The following is an 18,664-nucleotide window of genomic DNA, read 5'->3' as shown; positions in this document are numbered from 1 at the left end:
TTTTACTCTGTATAACTTGAATAGGTTGGGGGGAGTTTTACATGAAACCTTTCAAGATTTTTCTTGATAAATAACAGAACAGGCCTTCCTTTCTGCCAGAATAAAGCACCTATTATCAGGTTTTTATGGTGTATGTATTCGCCGTAGTCTGTTACGAATATAGGCTTTTTTAGACAGGTACTATTTAGATTGCTTAGTGTTGATGTTAATACAAGGTTTGCTTTAGAACAGTTTTTGATGAATCTTAAATTATATTTGTTTTGAGGGAGTTGTATAAAGCTTTTGTCTGCAAGATAGATTTTAACCTCTCGTTGTGAACAAATAATATGGGCTATTGAGGATAGTAGTCTGAGTTTTAAATCCGTCAATGTTTCGCTGTTGATTTTGGTTGCTAATAATACCAAAGAAAAAGCTATTATGAATATTTTTAGAACTTGTACTCTATTCCAACCCATATTGTCCTGTCAAAACTACTTACATTATTTAAAAAGTTTTTCTGTCCGGTATAAGGATTTATTCTTATATAGTTGATTTTAGGGGATCTGCCTAAAATATTTATTCCTTTAAGATATATAGATAGATCTCTATTTGGACTGTATGTTATTGTACAATCATACGTAAAACCTGATTTATAATATGGATGGCCGTGCTGGAATGATATGCTATTGTATAAATCAAATTTTCCTATTGTGTTAAACAAAGTAATATATCCTCCTGTTACCGTATATCTGCTTAATGTATTACCTCTGCCTATTAATCTATAAATCCAGATACCATCCTCCATTTTACTGAACGGATTGAAAAAATAGGTTGATGTAAACGATAAAGCATGAATTGTTTCTGTTTTTGGCTCATTTTCAAAATATCCTTTTAATCTGTTTAAGTAGACGAAATCTTTTGCAAATAAAAGACTATACAACAACCCATAGGTTGCATTTTCTGTTTTGATTTTTATTTTAGCTGATGTTACCATTATTTTTTGTGACTTTAATTGTTTGTCTGTTAATAATTTCTGATAGTATAATATATTGGCAGGTGGTAAAAACTTTCCGGCAAACAGAAAAGATTTAAATCCATATTTATTGCCGTTATAGATATACCCAATTCTTCCTGATTGGAGGGAATAGTCTGCAACGCCACCATTATTCAATGCCCAGTTTTGTTTAAAAGAGAGCAAGGCAATGTTTGATTGATTTAACTGATATCTTTCTTCAGAAAACAAAGTGTATGTATATTGAGTGTTAAAATCTGCTGCCGGTAGGTTTCCATATTCATTTGTTAATTTTATAAACTTGAGGTGATTTACTTTAATTCTACTACCCACAATGAAGAGGTTATTTTTCGAGTTAAATCCCTTTTGAAAAAAAGTGGTTATTGAGCTTTGTCTCATATAGTTTTTGTAGTGATTAAAAGGGGCAATTCCCTTTTGAAGCTGTCCAAAGAAATATGTGGGCCCTTTTGATTGTTCATTGGCTTTCGAGTAAATTCTTTGATAGTTTATATGAGCTTTTATATTTTGTTTGTTGTTTTTATAATATAAACCTCCATATATATAGCTGACATATACCTTGTTTTTTAGAGGTGTAATCTCTGCACTTGAGCCCATAAAGTCATTAAATTTTCCAAATAGTATGTTCATCTCCGCTCTTATATTGCCGCTGTCAATTTCAGTATAAATATTTCCCGTTTGCTTGTTTTTTGAGAGAGATGATTTGTTATGATGATATTTTCTTCTTTTCAAGTTTTTATAATTACCATACAGAAAATATGATGTAGAGTTTTCTGTGCCACCAGTATAAATATATGATTCGTAAGTTCCATAACTACCTGCCATCGTTCCAGATATTGTTGCGTTTTCTCTATAACCTTTTTTCGTGTAAATTTTTATTACTATATATGCACTGTTTAGCCCAATTTCGAATGATGGCATACCAAGATATACTTCAATATGATCAATATATTCTGTATCCAGTTGACCAAGCAGTTGAAAGCCATTGCTTCCAAAAGGCGTTATAATTTCTCTGTCGTTTATATAAACAACTACGGGATTAAATGAATCAAAATCGTAAGGAGTAAAATCAACAACACTCAATCCTAATTCATTTTCACCATAGATCATAAAGGGGATTTTGTTTATAAGTTCACTTAAGGATTTAATTTTCATTTTGTCGAGATCCTGACGTGTAAATATAATTACATATCCAGCGCTTTCTTTCTTTGTTTGTTCAGAAAGGTCAGCTTTGTATGAATATTCCTGTAAAAGTCTGGTAATATAAGGGATAGAAAATGCCTTTGTTGATATAAATGTTATGCATACTATAATTGTTAAAAATATAACCAATAACCTGTTCATTGTACCTTCTCCCCAAGCTTACTCATAGCAAAATATTAAAATTAATTCAAATATAAATGCTTACTTAACGTAAAATTAACATCTATTTTATAGCTTATTTTTCAATGTTTTTTATAAATTTCTCTATCAATACAGGGTTTATGCCATACTGATTTTTACCTTTTTTATCAACAAGGAAAGGAAAGGATGTTATTTTTAATTTGTTCAAAATTATATTATTAGTTTTATTTAAATATTTTTTTGCGCTTTTACAACTGCTTTTATCTCCATAATTGCTGTTAATATAATCTTTAAAGGTTTTTTTTGAACATATAAAGTCCTCCACCCTTTTGCTCTTCCCTTCTGGCTGAACAAAAATAACCTTTATGCCTACATTAAATTTTTTTGCTATGTTTTTTATATCCTGTTTTGCGTTTTCGCACAAAGGGTCATCGGGATTTGTAATAAGATAGAAAAATCGTTTTGTTGAGGGTTTGGGTTTGTAGGTGGCTGCCACACACTGCTTAAGATCGTTTTTATATTTTTCAAAGTTCTTTTTGAATTGTGCTTTTAGGTATGATGATATTTCTTTTTTTGTCAAAGATATACCGTTTTTGTAGGCAGTTCCAACAATCGCTATATGAGAATTTGCATAGATGGGAATAATCTGAGAGTTTATCTGAACTAAAATATCGCACAGGTTTGTATCTTTTAGCGGTTTTTTACTGATAATCCTGTAATCAGCTGGCATATAGGGCATAATTTTCATCAAACTGATATTATCGCATATATTTTTAGCTTTAGCTGAATTGCCAATTAATAAACTAAAGACAAATACAAAAGTAGCCAACAAAAGTTTCATGTTTAATTTATACAACGATTTGAGATTATTAACAAGGTTTAATGCACTATAAAGTACAGGCCGCATCCCAGAGTAAAAAATATATAATTTAGTATGAGAAATTTTATTAAAAATTTAGCAGATGAGTCCACATGAACAACATAAAGCCTGTAGGCGATGAGGTTTGCTAAAGAGCCTATAAGACTACCAAAGCCACCAACGCTAACACCCCACAGAAGCTGTTGCCATTTGTTGGTAAAATCGCTCAAGAATAGGGCTGCAGGCACATTGCTCATAAACTGGCTTAACAGGGTTGATGTTATGAATACGGCGTTGTTATAGGTTAGGTGTATATTTATAACTTGCTTTAAGTTATCGGTTAAGCCAAAAAAGACGAAAAATGTTGCAAGAAGGATGTAATCAATTAAAAAGGCTTTTCTGTTGTATATGGCATAATATGCAAGCAGCAAAAAACCAAAGTAGATAGGCAGAATTTTTAAAACAACAAGAATTGCAAAAATCAGATCCACAACACTTATTAATAGATTTTTATTTACAGGATTTCTTTGTTTTTGTGAGCTGTCTGTTTTGAAAATATCAAGAACAACTGCTATTAAAACGCTAATAAAAAACGATGTGATACTTAACGGGTAGATAGATTTTATAAATTCAGGAAGGTTTAGATTGTAAAAAAGATAAATATACATATTTTGCGGATTTCCCGTTGGAAGCAGGCTGCTTAAGGCATTAACGGCAATTGCCTGCAGAATGACAACTATCGATTTATATTCAACATTTGAAATAATGGTAATGGGTACTGTGCACAAAAGCGCCACATCGTTTGTAACAAACAACGATAAAACAGCTGATAAGACAACCAATTTTGTTTTTATAAATTTGCCCGATATCAAGTTTCTTGCAAATTCAAATAATCCAGCATTTTCAACGCTTTTTAGCACCACAAATAGCAAAAATAGGTTAAATAAAACATTAAAATCCCCGATATCGTAGTGTGGAAATCTTTTTAGATAGATGCTTAATATAATCAATCCAAGGAGTGATGATGCAAAAATCCACTCTTTGATGAGTTTTTTTAGCCAGAAATTCACATTTAACATAACTAATTTATAACGCCCTCACCTAAAAGTTGCAATTTTTTTATTGAACTTTTTATCAAATTGTGGTAGTAAAGTGTTGCTGATGCGCCCGTAGCTCAGCTGGATAGAGCAACGGACTTCTAATCCGTGGGCCGGAGGTTCGAATCCTCCCGGGCGCGCCAGAAACTTCTATTTTAACGCTAATCTTTAAAGTCAATAAAATCTTTCAATCAGTAAAATTTTTTGATTAAACCCTCTAAAATGCTTATCAGGTTACACCATAGTTACACCCAAAATCATCACAAATCCTGATTTAATTAGTCATCAACAGCATAAGCTACACACCGACTTTACACATAAGTTATTCGCTTTTGAGCCAATGAACTTATTATTTTGATAGATTTATTATGCGATTGTTTTGGTAGGGGTTGCTTGATTTTTATGATGTGATATAATTATTCCATGCGCCCGTAGCTTAACTGGATAGAGCAACGGACTTCGGATCCGTGGGTTGTGGGTTCGAATCCTACCGGGCGCGCCAGGAATTTTTATTTTAACGCCAATTCCTAAAATCAACAAAATCTCTCAATCAATAGAACTTATTAATTAAACCCCTCAAAAATGCTGGTGATGTTACACTGTAGTTACACTCTAAGCCACTAAAAAATCATCCGTTTGTTAACAGTTAAGGTTTTTTGTTTTTAATGTGAAAGTTTATTTTAATATGATTTCGTCTATAAACGCATATTCGTAATACCAGCCGTTGGCTTTTATGAATAAGTCAACTTTTATGTTTTTTCCTCTGTATTTTTTGACATTGATATTGTATTCATGCCATCTTTTTCCGTTTACGACTCTTTTTAATACTGTTTTGTTATTTATTTTAACAATCATCAGCCAGTCTCCGTTTCTGTTGCCTGCAACCCTGAATTTTAAAAAGGAATCGTTTTCATCGATATGGTAGTGTCCAATTAGATGGAGAGGTATTGTTTGTGATATCGGATGCAGATATATTACAGAGCCTTTTGCTCCTTCTGGCGGCATTGCATCACCGATTTTTATGACGGGATACTTCCAGCCAAATTTATCATTGCTGTTGTTTATCTTAAAATCTATGGAGTTTAATATTTTCCAGTGCTTAAACCAGTTTTCAACAATCCCTGATGGTTTATTTTGAGTTTTTGTTTTGTTTTTTATACCTGAAATACAGCAGTTATTGTGGGTAGGATTGGGAATACCGTTTTTTAGCCAGCATCGTGGTTTAGCGCCCTGGATTGTGTATGGTTTTATATATGTCCATGCCCTGCATGATGGCTCTTTTTCGCAGGCTGTTTTGCATAAATTGTAATCAGGGTAAGGTAAATCAAAATTTTTATAATCTTTACCCGGTCTATCGATATTTACCTCAACACCTTCAGGATAGCTAATTTCGGTTTTTGGGTTTAGTATTTTGTATACGCTATTTGCCCAAGAGCCTCCGCAAATTTGATTTTTATTGCCAGAACATGGCATGTTACAGTTGCCTGCATTTGAGAATTTACCAAAGGAGTTGCCGCAAAAACATGCAATAGAATACTGCAAACCTGCGTATTTGTAGCCCCTTCTTGCACATTCGTTTATGCATTTTTGTATGGTTAGGCTCTTGCTGTTAAAGCCAAATCCGTTAATATCTCTGTTTTTGTAGCCGTATGGATTGCCTTTATCACGAAAACATCCAACATAGCTGTATTTTACACCTGTTTTGTTGCGATGTTGTGAGTTATTATCAGGCAAAAAATTTTCACCACTATCTGCTGAGTTATAGCTATAGTTATTTAAGCTTGAGTTATTTTGCGGCATTAATGCCTTAATAAGATGGGCTTGCAGAAGGATTTTAAAATCCTCATAAGATAAGATTCTTGCTATTTTCCATCTGTTCTTTAAATCTTTTTCTAACAAAAATACACTGTTTTGGGTTGAGGTGAAGTGTTTGTTATTCAATTTGCTAAATACTTCAGATTTTACACTTGTAAAAACTATGGCTTTGGTGGAGTAGTTTTGTATTCTTTTTACTTTAACATATATGATTTTTTGATCTGTAGCCTTAAAAACAGCTTTGAAAATTTTTAGCTGTCCGTTGTTGATGTTTTTAAAATTACTTTTTATCCAGTTTATATTTTCATTCTGGATTGCACTATAGTAATGGTTTATTAAGTTTTTAATATCGTTATTCGATGCCGCATAAATATTAAAGGCATAAAAGAGCATTGCAAAAGTAAAAAACACCTTTTTAAACATTTCAATTATTCTCCTTCCAGAAGCGAACGGCTATGCTTTTAATTGTTGATGTTGAATAGTCATTTGAATCTGAAACAGTAATAGAAATGGGAATAAAGATTATATCTTTATAGCTGTCTGTGATTTTTCTGTATTTTTTATAGATGTTGTATGTGGTTTTGGCGTTTTCATAAATCGCCTTCATTACTTCCATTTGTAGATTTGCGGCAAGTGTGGTTGGGGTTTTCTTAATAAGGCTAATCACATCATTTGTTAAAGATATACCTCCTAAAACCCAGTCTGCGCTTCCTACATAATCTTTCTTTGTTTCATGGATAAAACCCAAAGTGGCGTTGTAGTAGCCTTCAGCTGAAAAGCCTGTCTTTACTATGCCTGCAGCTGTATCGTAATCTATCGCATTTGTTAGGTTTTTTGACTTGATTTCTCTTAATCTTTGAAACGATGTTCCCTCATTTGCAGCAAGCAAAAAACTAACAGCCGTTTTTATATTGGTTTCTAAAAACTCTTTCCATACCTCAGGTTGTTTGTTTAGATCAAGCCCAAGTTGTTTTGAGGCAAAATAGAATTCAAAAACCTTACCTTTGAAGTTTGTTTGTCTAAATAGGGTTGAGTAGATCTTTCCGCCTTTTGTCTTAAATCTGCCATAGCCCATGATTTTTATGTTAAATCTGTTGCTGTCAATATCCTCTATAAAAATTTTTGATGGGTTTATCTGCCACTGCTGAGCGTCCATGCCACCGGGGAGCAATACCTTTGTGATTTTTGGATAAGGGCTAAAGATTTGCAATGATGTTGTAGTTGAGGCTTGCTGTCCTTTAAGTTTTACCTTTAATGTTGCCTGGATGGGGAAAAGTTTTTCTATATTGGATGATTTTATTGTATTTGACTTTGCTTTGGGCATTCTTATTTTCAAAACCACCCATCCTTTGGCATTGGTTTTTATTGTCTTAGAGAACTTTGCATCGGTTAAATAATGAACCCTTTTGTTGTTTTTAAAAAATCCTTCCCTTGCAAAGGTTAAAACAACCGGTTTATTTACAAGGGGTTTTGAATCTCCAATAATCCTTAATTTTACAGTATAATATCTGCCGTTTGCCACAAGCTTATCATGGATTGTTGTTATGCTGAGATTGTTGATTCTTTTGTCTAAAATAAAATCCTGATCTATATGCATTATTGCGTTTTTGTTTGATACCTTGTATTTTATCCTGTATTTTCCATTTTTATCCACTAAAGTTGAGACTGATTCTAATTTAACAATAGCATCTTGCGGTATTTTGCCCTCTTGTGTAAAAACACGACCACTAAATTCAATCCAGCCAAATTTCTTTGTATCTATGCCAAAGTATTTTGTTGCAGAAACTGTTTCTGGAGATGAAGCTGTTATTTCAATATTTTTATAGGAAAATGATGGATTGTTTATTGGTAGGTTGTATAGCATTTTTGTAAGTTCCACTAAATCGTCAAAATACCCTTTTGCCTTGGATTTTACTTTTTTGCAAACACTAACCTGACTTTTGTTATTTTTATCAATATTTTTGCAAACCCTGTATTCTGTCCAATTTGCTATGTAGTAATAGCGTGTATCAACACCAACATCTACAGAAACCCTTTCTTTTGGATTTTTTGAGGGCTGGGGTTTTAATTCTTTATGCCATCTGTAGGAATTACCAAACCCAAATTTATCCACATTATTAGTAGGGCAGTAAACCACCCTTGCGTGATAGTCTATATCCTCGTTGCTTCTGTCTACTTTAACAATTTCTTTTTTGTAAAAAAACACTCCAGAGCCATTCAGTTCAACATTAAACTTTTTATTACACCCCCATTGAATCATTTTCTGTATAATCTCAAACCTTCTGTTGTCTGGATTAAAATAAATAGGTTTGCTACAGTCGATTTTTACAAGTATATCGCTTTTTGGAAATTCCTTCATCTTAAATTTGACAAAAAAGTTGTTTGATGTATCTGGCTCTACATAGTCATCTATGACCTGCATGGGTGATGCTGCAAAAGCTGAAAATGACATAATCGTAATTAATAAAGCAAGGAAAAATCGCAAAAAAACAAACATGCTTAAGTTCCTTTATTTAGATGAGTTTTTAAGGATTTTTTCAGCTTCTTTTTTGGCTTTTTCAACAGCTTTTATTTCGTTTTTTAGCCTGTTAACAGTTCTTCTTTCATCTTCAAATCTGGTTGAGGGTGAAAGATTGTGCATGACTTCGTGATCTGTGGGTATGTGATTATACATATGAGGGGCGCCTTCAGCATAATGCGGTTTCATGTGAACCCCTGTTGCATCCTCTAACATATCTTGGAGTGCGTCCCGTTTAAGTTTTTCATGTTTTTTAAGCTCAGCTTTTAGCTCTTTTAAGCTTTTATTTGCTATTTCTATGGTTTCCTGTGCCTGTTTGATTTTATCGTCTTTTTTTGTTGGGTTGTTTTTTGCTATTGAAGATTGCCAGAGAAATAGAAAGACGAATATAGATATTAATAATTTTTTCATTTTAATCTCCGAATTGCTCTATTCTGTTTGGAGGGCCGATATATCTATCCTGCCCAAAACCAAGCATTGGATAAAAAACAAAAGGCAGAAACAAAAGCCCTATACCATAAACCCAATCCTTACCAAAGCTTTTTGCAAGATCAATACTTACTACGACAGCAAAATATATATTTATAATAGGGATAAAGAATAGCAATAGCCACCACCAGGGTCTGTTTACTATTGTTAAAAGGATGTAGGTATTAAATAGGGGAATAATACTATACCAGCCAGGTTTATCAGCTTTTTCAAAGACCTTCCACATTCCTGCAATAGTGATAATGACAAGGATTAACTCCAAAAACTTCATATAATACCCCCTTAACTTTTTTCTATAATATTTTACATTAGAGGGTATTATTTGACAAGAGAAAAATTGATTATTAAATAACTAAATTATATAAAAATTTTTCGCTTAATTTAAAAATTTTAGTGATTTTTGTGTTGATTTAGTTAGGTTTTTGTGCTAAATTTTGCCTGCGTCGGGGTGTAGCGCAGTTTGGTTAGCGCACCTGCCTTGGGAGCAGGGGGTCGGTGGTTCAAATCCACTCACCCCGACCATTTCTTATTATTTTTTCAATCTTTTCTTTCAGTTTCTTTGCTTCTGAGGGGTTTTTGCCTTTCGAAGATACGGCTATTAAAAAGTCTTTATACTCTATAACGGCTGGCATAAAGAAATCGCACTCTTGAGGGTTGTCTGCGACATTTACAGGTATGCCCAGCTTTTTTGCTTTTTTTGTAAGCTTTCTGTTTAATTGGTAATCGTTTGTGCATATGAATATAAAATCAAAGTTGTTAGTGATATCATCCTCTGTGGCCTTTTTTTGAATAATTGTAATATTTGATGTGATTTCTGTTAATTCTTTATCTATAGAATCTGCTATGATTGTTATAAATGGATTTGATGATATTATCGACATTATCTTTCTTTTTGCTACCCTTCCGCCACCTATAAAAAGTATCTTTTTTCCTGAAAGTTTGAAAACAAAAGGGTAAACCATATCTTTCCTTTATCATAGAGCTGAATAATCATCAAGTTTTAATTGAAAAAACATGATAAATTGATAAAATAAAGCAGGCTTTAAAGGGAAGTTGGGTGAGAATCCCACGCTGTACCCGCAGCTGTGATCGGGAACGAAAACCCCATTTATGCCACTGTCGCCTGTGCGATGGGAAGGCGGGGTGAGTAGGTTGGAAGCCCGTAAGCCAGAAGACCTTAAAGCCTGTAAATTCCCCGGGTATTGGGAGGTTTGTTGTCATGTTTTTTAACTTCTCTGGCATCTCTTAGATGAGAAAGCCAGCGTTTCTCATAGCTGCAGATCGTAGCAATAGTGGCAAAACAATCATAACTATAGGTTTGGTATCTGCTTTAAGACAGAAAGGTTTGTCTGTTGCACCTTTTAAGTGCGGTCCTGATTTTATCGATACAGCACATCTTGCAAAGGCAGCCTCCTCTTTTGCTTACAACCTTGATTCTTTGTTTCTTGGTCCTGATGAATTAAAAGAGTTATTTTACGATAAACTTTGTTTGAGTGATGTAGCGGTTATTGAAGGCGTGATGGGCTTTTTTGATGGAATTGACGAACAATTTAAGGCAAGTAGTTATGAAATAGCAAAGATTTTAAACATCCCGGTTGTTTTGGTGGTTGATGCCAAAGGCATGTCTTATTCGTTAGCCGCAGTTGTTAGGGGCATTCAAGATTTAGCCAAAAATGTGAATATAGCAGGTGTCATTGTAAACAATATTGCCAGTTTAAGACATCAAAACATGATAGAAAAAACTTTAAAAAATTACACAGATGTTGAAATTTTTGGCTTTATCACAAGAAATAAAGAGTTAACGCTTCCAAGCAGGCATCTTGGGCTAACGACCGCAGTCGAGCAAAATGAAGAATTCTATGATGAAATTGGCTATGAAATAAAGAAAGAGGTAGATTTAAATAAACTCCTTGCCTTAGAAGTAGAGTGCAAACAAAAGCAGAAAACCACTTTAGCCGTATTTGATAAAAAAGCATGTATCGCTTATGATGAGGCGTTTAATTTCTATTATGCATATAATATAGATGCCCTAAAGAAATTGGGTTATGAGGTTGAATACTTTTCTGTTTTAAAAAACCAGCCTGTTTGTGATGCAGATTTTTTATATTTAGGCGGTGGCTATCCAGAGCTTTATGCTTCTGTAATTAGTAAAAACAAAGAATCATTGCAAAGTATAAGAGAACATATTCTTTCAGGTAAACTTACACTTGCAGAATGCGGGGGGATGATTGTTTTACTAAAAGGCATTTTTATTGATAATCAGTTTTTTGACTTTAGCGGAATTTTCGATGCAAAAAGCATATTGAATAAGAAAAAGAAAAGTTTAGGTTATGTTGAGGTCACTGATACAACAGGGAAATTTTTTAGTAAACCTGTAATAGGGCATGAGTTTCACTACTCTTCTTTAGTTGATGTCAATCAGCCTTATGCTTTGAAGATAAGGAAGATAACTACTTCTGATACCTATATGGATGGATTTATATCCAATGCTACACTTGCAAGTTATACACATTTTCTGTTTTCAAAAAAGTTTGTAAAAGAATTTTTTGGAGGTGCTGTATGAAGCGGTATGGTTTTCTCTTTCTTGTCTTTTTATTGCTTATTTCGTTTGTATCACCAGTTTGCGCAAAAATGCATAAACAGCAAAAGGGTGTGGCGATTGTTCTTGCCGATTTTGGAACCACCTACAACACTGGATTTGTTGATATTGAAAACATTAAAAAGGCTACCGAGAAGGCATTTCCTCATGAAAAGGTTGTATTTGCTTTTACATCAAACATTATAAGGGGAATCTGGCATAAAAGACAGCATGATAAAAAATTTAAAAATAATCCAAGATATAGGGATTTTCTTTATGTTAAAGGACCTCTTGCAACTATAGCTGATCTTCAGGATCAGGGTTATAAAACTATAATTGTTCAGCCTACGCTGATTTATGATGGTGAAGAGTTTAATGACTTGCTATCATACATTAAAGGTTTAAATTCAATTCACACAATGAAGAAAAAATATATGCCGTTTAAAAAACTTGTTATAGGCAGACCGGCTTTAGGCAGGAATGTCTGGAAGTATGATTATCATGAAGATATAAAAATAGCAGCCAAAGCCTTATCGAGGGATGTTAAGCTTGCTAAAAAGTTGAACGCAGCGTTGGTGTATATGGGGCATGGTAACGAACATTACTCAACAGGTGTCTATGCAGAGCTTCAAAAGACATTAAGGAAAATATACAAAACAGATAGAATTTTTGTGGGTACGGTTGAAGGTTTCCCTTCTCTTGAGGATACACTGAAAGCTGTTAAACAGGCAAGGGTTAAAAAGGTTGTTTTAAAACCTTTGATGGTTGTAGCTGGAGACCATGCAAATAACGATATGTGTGGAAAAAAAGATTCATGGAAAAGGGCTTTTGAAAAAGCCCATATAAAGGTTATATGTGAAATTCACGGCTTGGGTGAAAACCCCGACTGGATAAATATATACATAAACCATATAAAACAGGTTGCAAAAGACAACGGTATAATTCTTAAATGAAAGGTATTTTGATTTTTGTAATACTGATTTTTGTCTCTTTAGCGGCTATTTTACTGGGCATTGTTATAGGTAGCATTACCATACATCCTTTGGCATTAACACCCACACAAAAGTTGATTGTTTTTGATTTTAGACTGCCGCGTGCACTTGAGGCTTACTGCATAGGGTCTTCTCTTGGCTTAAGCGGAGCTGTTTTGCAGGTTATCTTAAGAAATTCTCTTGCAGATGGCTTTACCACAGGCATTGCAGCCTCAAGCGGATTTGGGGCTGCACTATCTATTGCTATTGGTGTTAATATATTTTTTGTGCCGATTTTTGCATTGTTGAGTGGTCTTGTTGGTGTATTTTTTATTTTGTCTTTATCTTCATACTCAAGCAACAAAACAGACCTTATACTTGCAGGTATTGTTTTGAATATTATAGCTACGGCTTTAATAGGTTTTATAAAGTATTTCTTTGAAGAAAGCATTGGAAGCATTGTTTACTGGCTGATGGGTGGATTTTACGATGTAAGCTTCTCTAAGGTTGTGTTTATTTTTACTGTTTTGGTTGTTGTTTTGATTGTTATTATAAGATTTTGTGTTGAGCTTGATATCCTTTCGTTTGATCATACTACAGCTCTTTCAATGGGTGTAAATGTGAGGTTTTTTAGAAACCTTTTTTTTGTTTTGAGTAGTGTTTTGATAGCTGTAAGTGTTAGTTTCAGTGGCATAATACCTTTTGTTGGTTTGATAGTGCCTCATATCAGTAGGGCTTTTGCTCATAGCAATCTAAAACTGTATCTGATTTTTTCTACGCTGTTTGGCGGAAGTTTACTTGTTTTATCAGATGCTGCAGCAAGAGGCATAATGCCTATGGGCGAACAATTGCCGGTTGGGATTTTGACATCTATACTTGGGGGTTTGTTTTTTTTGTTTGTCATGTTTAGAGATAGGGGTAATGCAAAAGTTGAATATTAACTTAGTAAAGGTATCTGTATCATTTGGGGATTTTTTGCTTGATATAAAAGATGTATCTATCAAAGCCGGGCAAAAAGTGGCGATTTTAGGTGAAAATGGCAGTGGCAAAACCACCCTTTTAAACACTCTGGCAGGTTTATCTGAAAATGAAATATACATAAATAAACAAAAGATATATAAGTTAACACCAAAAAGAAGAGCTGCTTTAATCTCATACTTGCCTCAATTTAGCGATATATCATTTGATAAAACGGTTTTTGACCTCGTTTTGTTGGGTCGGTATGCGTTATCGGATGGGAGATTTGCAGCGGCAGATCTAAAAAAGACGCAGCAGATTTTAGATATATTCGGCATTCAGCATTTAAGAGATAGGTTTTTTAGCTCTTTGTCGGGTGGCCAAAAAAGAGTTGTATTGATAGCAAAAACAATCAATCAGGAAAGCGGCATTGTTTTGCTTGATGAACCGTTTTCTGGCGTTGATGTCAAAAATACACTTAAGCTTTTGAAAATTTTAAAGAGCCTGAATTCCGCAGTAATAGCTTCTGTTCACGATGTTAATATAGCTATCGGTTTTTTTGATTTAATTTTATTGTTGAAACAGGGAAGGTTGCTTTATTTTGGCAAGTCAAACTTAATATCGAAGGAGTTGATAGATGAAGCATACGGTATTGAAAGTCGTATTTGCTCTGATCGTTATTTTTTTTACTAATTATGCTTTTGCTTATTCAAGAATTGTTATTTTATCACCAGATGTTGCTGATGTTTTGCAGAAATTGAACTGCGGATGCGTTGTTGGCAAAACCAACCATGTTGATTTGTTTAAAAACGCCAAAAAGGTTGGCAGCCATTTAAAGCCAAATATAGAACTTATTATGTCCTGTGCACCTGATTTAATTATTGTTAAAAGAAAAAATCAGATTCCTATGGATAAGTTTAAGAATGCAAAGATATTTGTTTACAACCCCCAAACACTTGAGGGTATTATGAAAAAAATTTCTGAATTGGGAAAGGTGCTTTTGCGACAGAAAGAATCTAACGAACTGTTAAAAACACTAAGGAAAAAACTTTTGACTTTAAAGACTATAAAACATAAGCCAAGGGTTGTTTTTGAGGTTATGCAAACGCCTTATATTGTTGCAGGCAAAAATTCCATTGTATGTGATATTATCAAAAAGGCAGGTGGCATCTGCGCTGTAAAATCCAACAGGTATTTTGTAAGAACCACACCAGAGATTATAGCTGTTTTAAAACCTGATATTTACATCTATGAGGTTGGCCCTATGAATAGAAATCCTACCCCGCCTCAAAAAAGGAAACTGTTCAGGCAGCTGAAGATGAAGGTTGTAAAGGTTAAAGAAAAGGATTTTTTAAGGAGCGATACGAAGTCGTTTGATGATGTAGAATTTTTAAACAGGGTGTTTTATGAGTGGTCAAGGTAAATTGTTTATAATCTCTGCTCCTCCTGTTTTTGATTTGATTAGTTTGAGGGCAATAAAGGCTTTAAAGCAGTGTGATGTGATTTTGTACGATAGGCTTGTAAATAGACAAATTGTTGATCTATTTGATAAAGAAAAGATTTTTGTAGGAAAAGCGCCACACAGACACTCCATCAACCAAAAAGAGATTAATATGTTAATAGAAAAGTTTCTTAAAAAGGGCAAAACTGTTGGTAGACTGAAAGGTGGTGATGCGGCAGTTTTTTCAAGGGTTAGTGAGGAAATAAATATTGCATATAGCTTAAATGCTGAGGTTGAATGGATTAGCGGCACTACCGCTGCTTTTATCTTCAGCTCATTTTTAAAGGTTCCATTGACAAGCAGGGGTGTTTCGGATGCTGTTGTATTTATAACCGGTCATCCCAAACAGGGAGGCTCAATAGAGGAGGTGTATGATTGGAAAGCTATAGTAGACCTAAAAGCAACCGTGGTTGTTTATATGGGTGTTGAGAATCTTGAAACTATTGCGGCGTTGCTTTTGAAGCATGGCATGAAAAAGGAGATGCCTGTAGCTGTTGGTGTTGATTTAGGAGGTAGAAACCACAGAGTAGTTTTTAGTAGTTTATCGAAAGTAAGTGAGATTAAAGATAAAATTGAATCACCCGCTGTGATAATAATTGGTGAGGTTTTAAAAGATGTCAGGTAAGTTGTTTGTTGTAAGTGTTGGTCCTGGTTGCAGGGATGGGTTAACCATTAAAGCAAAAGAAGCTATAAAGAAAAGCGATATTGTTATTGTTCCAAAATCACAAAAATCTAAACGCAGTGTGGCCTTTGAAGCAGCAGGGTATATCTTAAAAGATAAACATGTTGAGATGTTCAACTTTCCAACGACTAACGATGAGGCTCAATTGGAAAAGGCATACTCAGAAGAGGCAAAAAAGATAAAAGCCTATATTGATGAAGGTAGAATAGTATCTTTTCTTACAATAGGCGATGCATCTATTTATTCTACATTTAGCTATCTTGCTAAAAAGCTAAGGGATAGCGATGTTGATTATGAAGCTATAGCAGGTATACCATCATTTATTGAATTTGTTTCAAGGATCAAAGTTCCTTTAACCACTAAAAATCAAAGTTTTTGTGTTGTTGAGTTAAAAAAAGGAGTTGATTTTATCGTTAATCTGTTTGAGTTTTTTGAAACGGTTGTTGTGATGAAGGTAAATAACAGGCTTGATTTGCTTTATGAAATTATCGATAAAATAAATCCTCAAATCGCCATACTTGGCAGTAATATTTGCCTTGAAGATGAAAAGATTGTAGATTTGCTAAATACGGACTCAAGTAAACTTAAGGAAGCCTATCTATCTGTAGCGGTTTTGAAAAGATGAAAGGGAAACTGATAGAGTTAGAAAGTTTTCAGATTATTGATAGCTTGGTGGATTTATCTAAATATAGCAGCGAGGAGGCAGAGGTTGTTAGAAGGATTATTCATGCCACAGGGGATGTGGAGTATGCAGAACTTGTGCGATTTTCGCATAATGCTATTGATTTGGTAAAAGATGCAATTAAAAAGCGATGGAGTGTTGTATGTGATGTTGAGATGGTTAAGGCAGGCATTACCGAAAGATTGGCAGCAGAGTTTGGCCTGGAGCTAAAGAGCTTTATAAACGATAAAAGGGTGCTTGAACTTGCCAGAAAAAAAGGTTTGACAAGAGCAGAAACATCGATTGAATTTGCCAACGGATTATATGATGGTATTATTTTTGTTATTGGCAATGCTCCTACGGCTCTTTTGAAAGTAATTGATTTATACAAACAAAATCAGCTTAAAAACTCCGTAGTAATAGCTTTTCCTGTGGGTTTTGTTAAAGCGGCTTTTTCTAAAGAACAGTTATTAAAAACCAATATTCCCTATATAACGAATGTTGGTCAAAAAGGCGGCTCTGCTGTGGCTGCTGCAGCCTTTAGGGCCGTTGCAAAGCTGTTATGATTTTGATTTTAGGTGGTACAACGGAATCAAAACAGATAGCAGAAAACATAAAGGAAGATTTTTTCATAAGTGTGGCTACAAGCTACGGTAAAGAAGATTTTGAATATTTGAAAGACAGGGTTGTTAATATCGTTTTTGACAAAAAAAGTTTAGAGGAATTTGTTATAAAAAACAATATTGATAGAATAATCGATGCTACACACCCTTACGCTTTTGAGATTAGCAATATAGCAAAAGAGGTTTCAAAAAAATTGGGTATAAAATACATTTCAAGAAAGAGAAAATTGATTGAAAAGAATCAAATAAACTACAAAAAAGCCTACTTCTTTGAAGATTATCAGAAATTTAAGGAATTTTTGAAAGGCTTTAGCAGCATTCTGTTTACTATAGGCTCAAAGCATCTATGTGTATTTAAAGAGTTTAAAGATATTGCATACTTTAGGGTTTTACCCGATATAGAATCGATTAAAAGATGCAAATCCTGTGGCATCAAAGGAAGCAGGATTATAGCTATGCAGGGTGTGTTTAGTGTTGAATTCAATGTTGCCATGTTTAAAGAGCTTAAAATAGATTGCGTTGTTTCAAAGAACAGTTCCATGGCTGGTGGTTTAATGAATAAAATCGAAGCCGCATATAAAACCAATATAAGTATTGCCATTTTACAGCCAGAATTTTTCAAAAAAAATCTACATCACATAACTAATTCTCAGTGAAACCTTATTATGACAATATTTTCTTAAAAATTAAAAAAATCATTTTCCCCCTTGACAAATCCCCCAAAGTGTATTATATTCTCATTCCGTCGCTGGATGCGACATGATCTTTTAAAAGTCAGTATGGAAAGATAAAGCCCTGAAAAAGAAACAGAGTTTTAGCTAAGAAGGATATATATATCTTTCATAGTTTTAACATGAGAGTTTGATCCTGGCTCAGAACGAACGCTGGCGGCGTGCCTAACACATGCAAGTCGTGGGAGAAACTCTCCTTCGGGAGAGGAGTAAACCGGCGCACGGGTGAGTAACACGTGGGTAACCTGCCCTGAAGTCTGGGATAACCCACCGAAAGGTGGGCTAATACCGGATAGTTCCCTGCCTCACAAGAGGCAGGGGGAAAGGGGGCCTCTGCTTGCAAGCTCTCGCTTCAGGATGGGCCCGCGGCCTATCAGGTAGTTGGTGGGGTAAAAGCCTACCAAGCCTACGACGGGTAGCTGGTCTGAGAGGATGGTCAGCCACACTGGCACTGAGACACGGGCCAGACTCCTACGGGAGGCAGCAGTGGGGAATATTGGGCAATGGGCGAAAGCCTGACCCAGCGACGCCGCGTGGAGGATGAAGGCCTTCGGGTCGTAAACTCCTGTCAGAGGGGAAGAAGTCATAGAGGGCTAATACCCCTTTATGCTTGACGGTACCCTCAGAGGAAGCACCGGCTAACTACGTGCCAGCAGCCGCGGTAATACGTAGGGTGCGAGCGTTGTTCGGAATCACTGGGCGTAAAGCGTGCGTAGGCGGCCCTGTAAGTCCAATGTGAAAGCCTTGGGCTCAACCCAAGAATTGCATTGGATACTGCAGGGCTCAGAGTGCGGGAGAGGCAAGCGGAATTCCCGGTGGAGGGGTGAAA

General features: G+C 34.8%; 18 protein-coding genes, 3 tRNA genes, 1 rRNA gene and 1 riboswitch. Of the genes, 13 read left to right on the top strand and 9 right to left on the bottom strand.

The features are described 5' to 3' along the window. Window positions 1–2: 2 nt before the first annotated feature. From EK17_RS02290 to EK17_RS02275, 4 genes are all read right to left on the bottom strand, one after another. Window positions 3–404 carry a hypothetical protein gene (locus EK17_RS02290; RefSeq protein WP_156957501.1) on the bottom strand — a complete coding sequence of 134 codons (402 nt, stop codon included), beginning with the start codon at window positions 402–404 and terminating at the stop codon, window positions 3–5. Between the two features lie 23 nt (window positions 405–427). Beyond that, window positions 428–2,353 (bottom strand): TonB-dependent receptor, encoded by a 1,926-nt coding sequence (locus EK17_RS02285; RefSeq protein WP_035587140.1) that lies wholly within the window; start codon window positions 2,351–2,353, stop codon window positions 428–430. A 94-nt stretch (window positions 2,354–2,447) separates the two neighbouring features. After that, window positions 2,448–3,194: a thioredoxin domain-containing protein gene (locus EK17_RS02280; RefSeq protein ID WP_035587138.1), complete on the bottom strand. Its 747-nt coding sequence runs from the start codon at window positions 3,192–3,194 to the stop codon at window positions 2,448–2,450. A gap of 38 nt (window positions 3,195–3,232) precedes the next feature. Further along, entirely contained in the window at window positions 3,233–4,291 is a 1,059-nt protein-coding gene (locus EK17_RS02275) for an SLC13 family permease (protein ID WP_035587135.1), read from the bottom strand. 84 nt (window positions 4,292–4,375) lie between these two features. Between EK17_RS02275 and EK17_RS02270 the strand changes: the two genes are divergently transcribed. Beyond that, a tRNA-Arg gene (locus tag EK17_RS02270) sits at window positions 4,376–4,452 on the top strand. Between the two features lie 282 nt (window positions 4,453–4,734). After that, a tRNA-Arg gene (locus EK17_RS02265) sits at window positions 4,735–4,811 on the top strand. 173 nt (window positions 4,812–4,984) lie between these two features. Here the strand turns inward: EK17_RS02265 and EK17_RS08915 are convergent. Genes EK17_RS08915 through EK17_RS02245 form a run of 4 tightly spaced genes read right to left on the bottom strand, consistent with a single transcriptional unit; the run spans window position 4,985 to window position 9,402 of the window. Continuing rightward, entirely contained in the window at window positions 4,985–6,547 is a 1,563-nt protein-coding gene (locus EK17_RS08915) for a WSC domain-containing protein (RefSeq protein WP_051904365.1), read from the bottom strand. 1 nt (window position 6,548) lies between these two features. Continuing rightward, window positions 6,549–8,576 carry a hypothetical protein gene (locus tag EK17_RS02255; protein ID WP_198018130.1) on the bottom strand — a complete coding sequence of 676 codons (2,028 nt, stop codon included), beginning with the start codon at window positions 8,574–8,576 and terminating at the stop codon, window positions 6,549–6,551. 57 nt (window positions 8,577–8,633) lie between these two features. After that, on the bottom strand, window positions 8,634–9,053 hold the full coding sequence (locus EK17_RS02250; protein WP_035587132.1) for a hypothetical protein: 420 nt from the start codon (window positions 9,051–9,053) through the stop codon (window positions 8,634–8,636). 1 nt (window position 9,054) lies between these two features. After that, window positions 9,055–9,402, bottom strand: a complete 348-nt coding sequence (locus tag EK17_RS02245) for a DUF5684 domain-containing protein (RefSeq protein WP_035587130.1) — start codon at window positions 9,400–9,402, stop codon at window positions 9,055–9,057. A 173-nt stretch (window positions 9,403–9,575) separates the two neighbouring features. Between EK17_RS02245 and EK17_RS02240 the strand changes: the two genes are divergently transcribed. Beyond that, window positions 9,576–9,653, top strand: a tRNA-Pro gene (locus tag EK17_RS02240). Here EK17_RS02240 and EK17_RS09240 read toward each other — a convergent pair. After that, window positions 9,632–10,093, bottom strand: a complete 462-nt coding sequence (locus tag EK17_RS09240) for a precorrin-2 dehydrogenase/sirohydrochlorin ferrochelatase family protein (RefSeq protein WP_084675057.1) — start codon at window positions 10,091–10,093, stop codon at window positions 9,632–9,634. The genes EK17_RS02240 and EK17_RS09240 overlap by 22 nt on opposite strands. A gap of 41 nt (window positions 10,094–10,134) precedes the next feature. Next, window positions 10,135–10,327, top strand: a riboswitch (cobalamin riboswitch). 53 nt (window positions 10,328–10,380) lie between these two features. Between EK17_RS09240 and EK17_RS02235 the strand changes: the two genes are divergently transcribed. From EK17_RS02235 to EK17_RS02190, 10 genes are all read left to right on the top strand, one after another. Next, the gene (locus EK17_RS02235) at window positions 10,381–11,694 is read left to right on the top strand and encodes a cobyrinate a,c-diamide synthase (RefSeq protein ID WP_035587129.1); all 1,314 of its coding nucleotides are present in this window, start codon (window positions 10,381–10,383) and stop codon (window positions 11,692–11,694) included. Continuing rightward, entirely contained in the window at window positions 11,691–12,662 is a 972-nt protein-coding gene (locus EK17_RS02230; protein WP_035587126.1) for a sirohydrochlorin cobaltochelatase, read from the top strand. Before EK17_RS02235 ends, EK17_RS02230 begins: the two co-directional genes overlap by 4 nt. After that, entirely contained in the window at window positions 12,659–13,621 is a 963-nt protein-coding gene (locus EK17_RS02225; protein WP_035587125.1) for a FecCD family ABC transporter permease, read from the top strand. Before EK17_RS02230 ends, EK17_RS02225 begins: the two co-directional genes overlap by 4 nt. Further along, a complete protein-coding gene (locus EK17_RS02220; RefSeq protein ID WP_035587124.1) occupies window positions 13,602–14,330 on the top strand; it encodes an ABC transporter ATP-binding protein in 729 nt (242 codons plus the stop codon). Before EK17_RS02225 ends, EK17_RS02220 begins: the two co-directional genes overlap by 20 nt. Further along, window positions 14,275–15,060: an ABC transporter substrate-binding protein gene (locus EK17_RS02215; protein WP_035587123.1), complete on the top strand. Its 786-nt coding sequence runs from the start codon at window positions 14,275–14,277 to the stop codon at window positions 15,058–15,060. The genes EK17_RS02220 and EK17_RS02215 overlap by 56 nt, the downstream gene beginning before the upstream one ends. Next, complete coding sequence (gene cobA / locus EK17_RS02210; protein WP_051904364.1) at window positions 15,044–15,763, top strand: uroporphyrinogen-III C-methyltransferase; 720 nt, start codon at window positions 15,044–15,046, stop codon at window positions 15,761–15,763. Before EK17_RS02215 ends, cobA begins: the two co-directional genes overlap by 17 nt. Next, on the top strand, window positions 15,753–16,445 hold the full coding sequence (gene cobI, locus EK17_RS02205) for a precorrin-2 C(20)-methyltransferase (protein ID WP_035587122.1): 693 nt from the start codon (window positions 15,753–15,755) through the stop codon (window positions 16,443–16,445). The genes cobA and cobI overlap by 11 nt, the downstream gene beginning before the upstream one ends. Beyond that, window positions 16,442–17,047: a precorrin-8X methylmutase gene (locus EK17_RS02200; RefSeq protein ID WP_035587121.1), complete on the top strand. Its 606-nt coding sequence runs from the start codon at window positions 16,442–16,444 to the stop codon at window positions 17,045–17,047. The genes cobI and EK17_RS02200 overlap by 4 nt, the downstream gene beginning before the upstream one ends. Beyond that, window positions 17,044–17,760 carry a precorrin-6A reductase gene (gene cobK, locus EK17_RS02195; protein WP_051904363.1) on the top strand — a complete coding sequence of 239 codons (717 nt, stop codon included), beginning with the start codon at window positions 17,044–17,046 and terminating at the stop codon, window positions 17,758–17,760. The genes EK17_RS02200 and cobK overlap by 4 nt, the downstream gene beginning before the upstream one ends. Before the next feature lie 193 nt (window positions 17,761–17,953). Then, window positions 17,954–18,664 (top strand): 16S ribosomal RNA (locus tag EK17_RS02190); the annotation flags it as partial.

The sequence above is a fragment of the Hippea jasoniae genome (assembly GCF_000744435.1).
Taxonomy (GTDB): Bacteria; Campylobacterota_A; Desulfurellia; order Desulfurellales; family Hippeaceae; genus Hippea; species Hippea jasoniae.
This window is presented reverse-complemented; position numbering and strand designations above follow the sequence as displayed.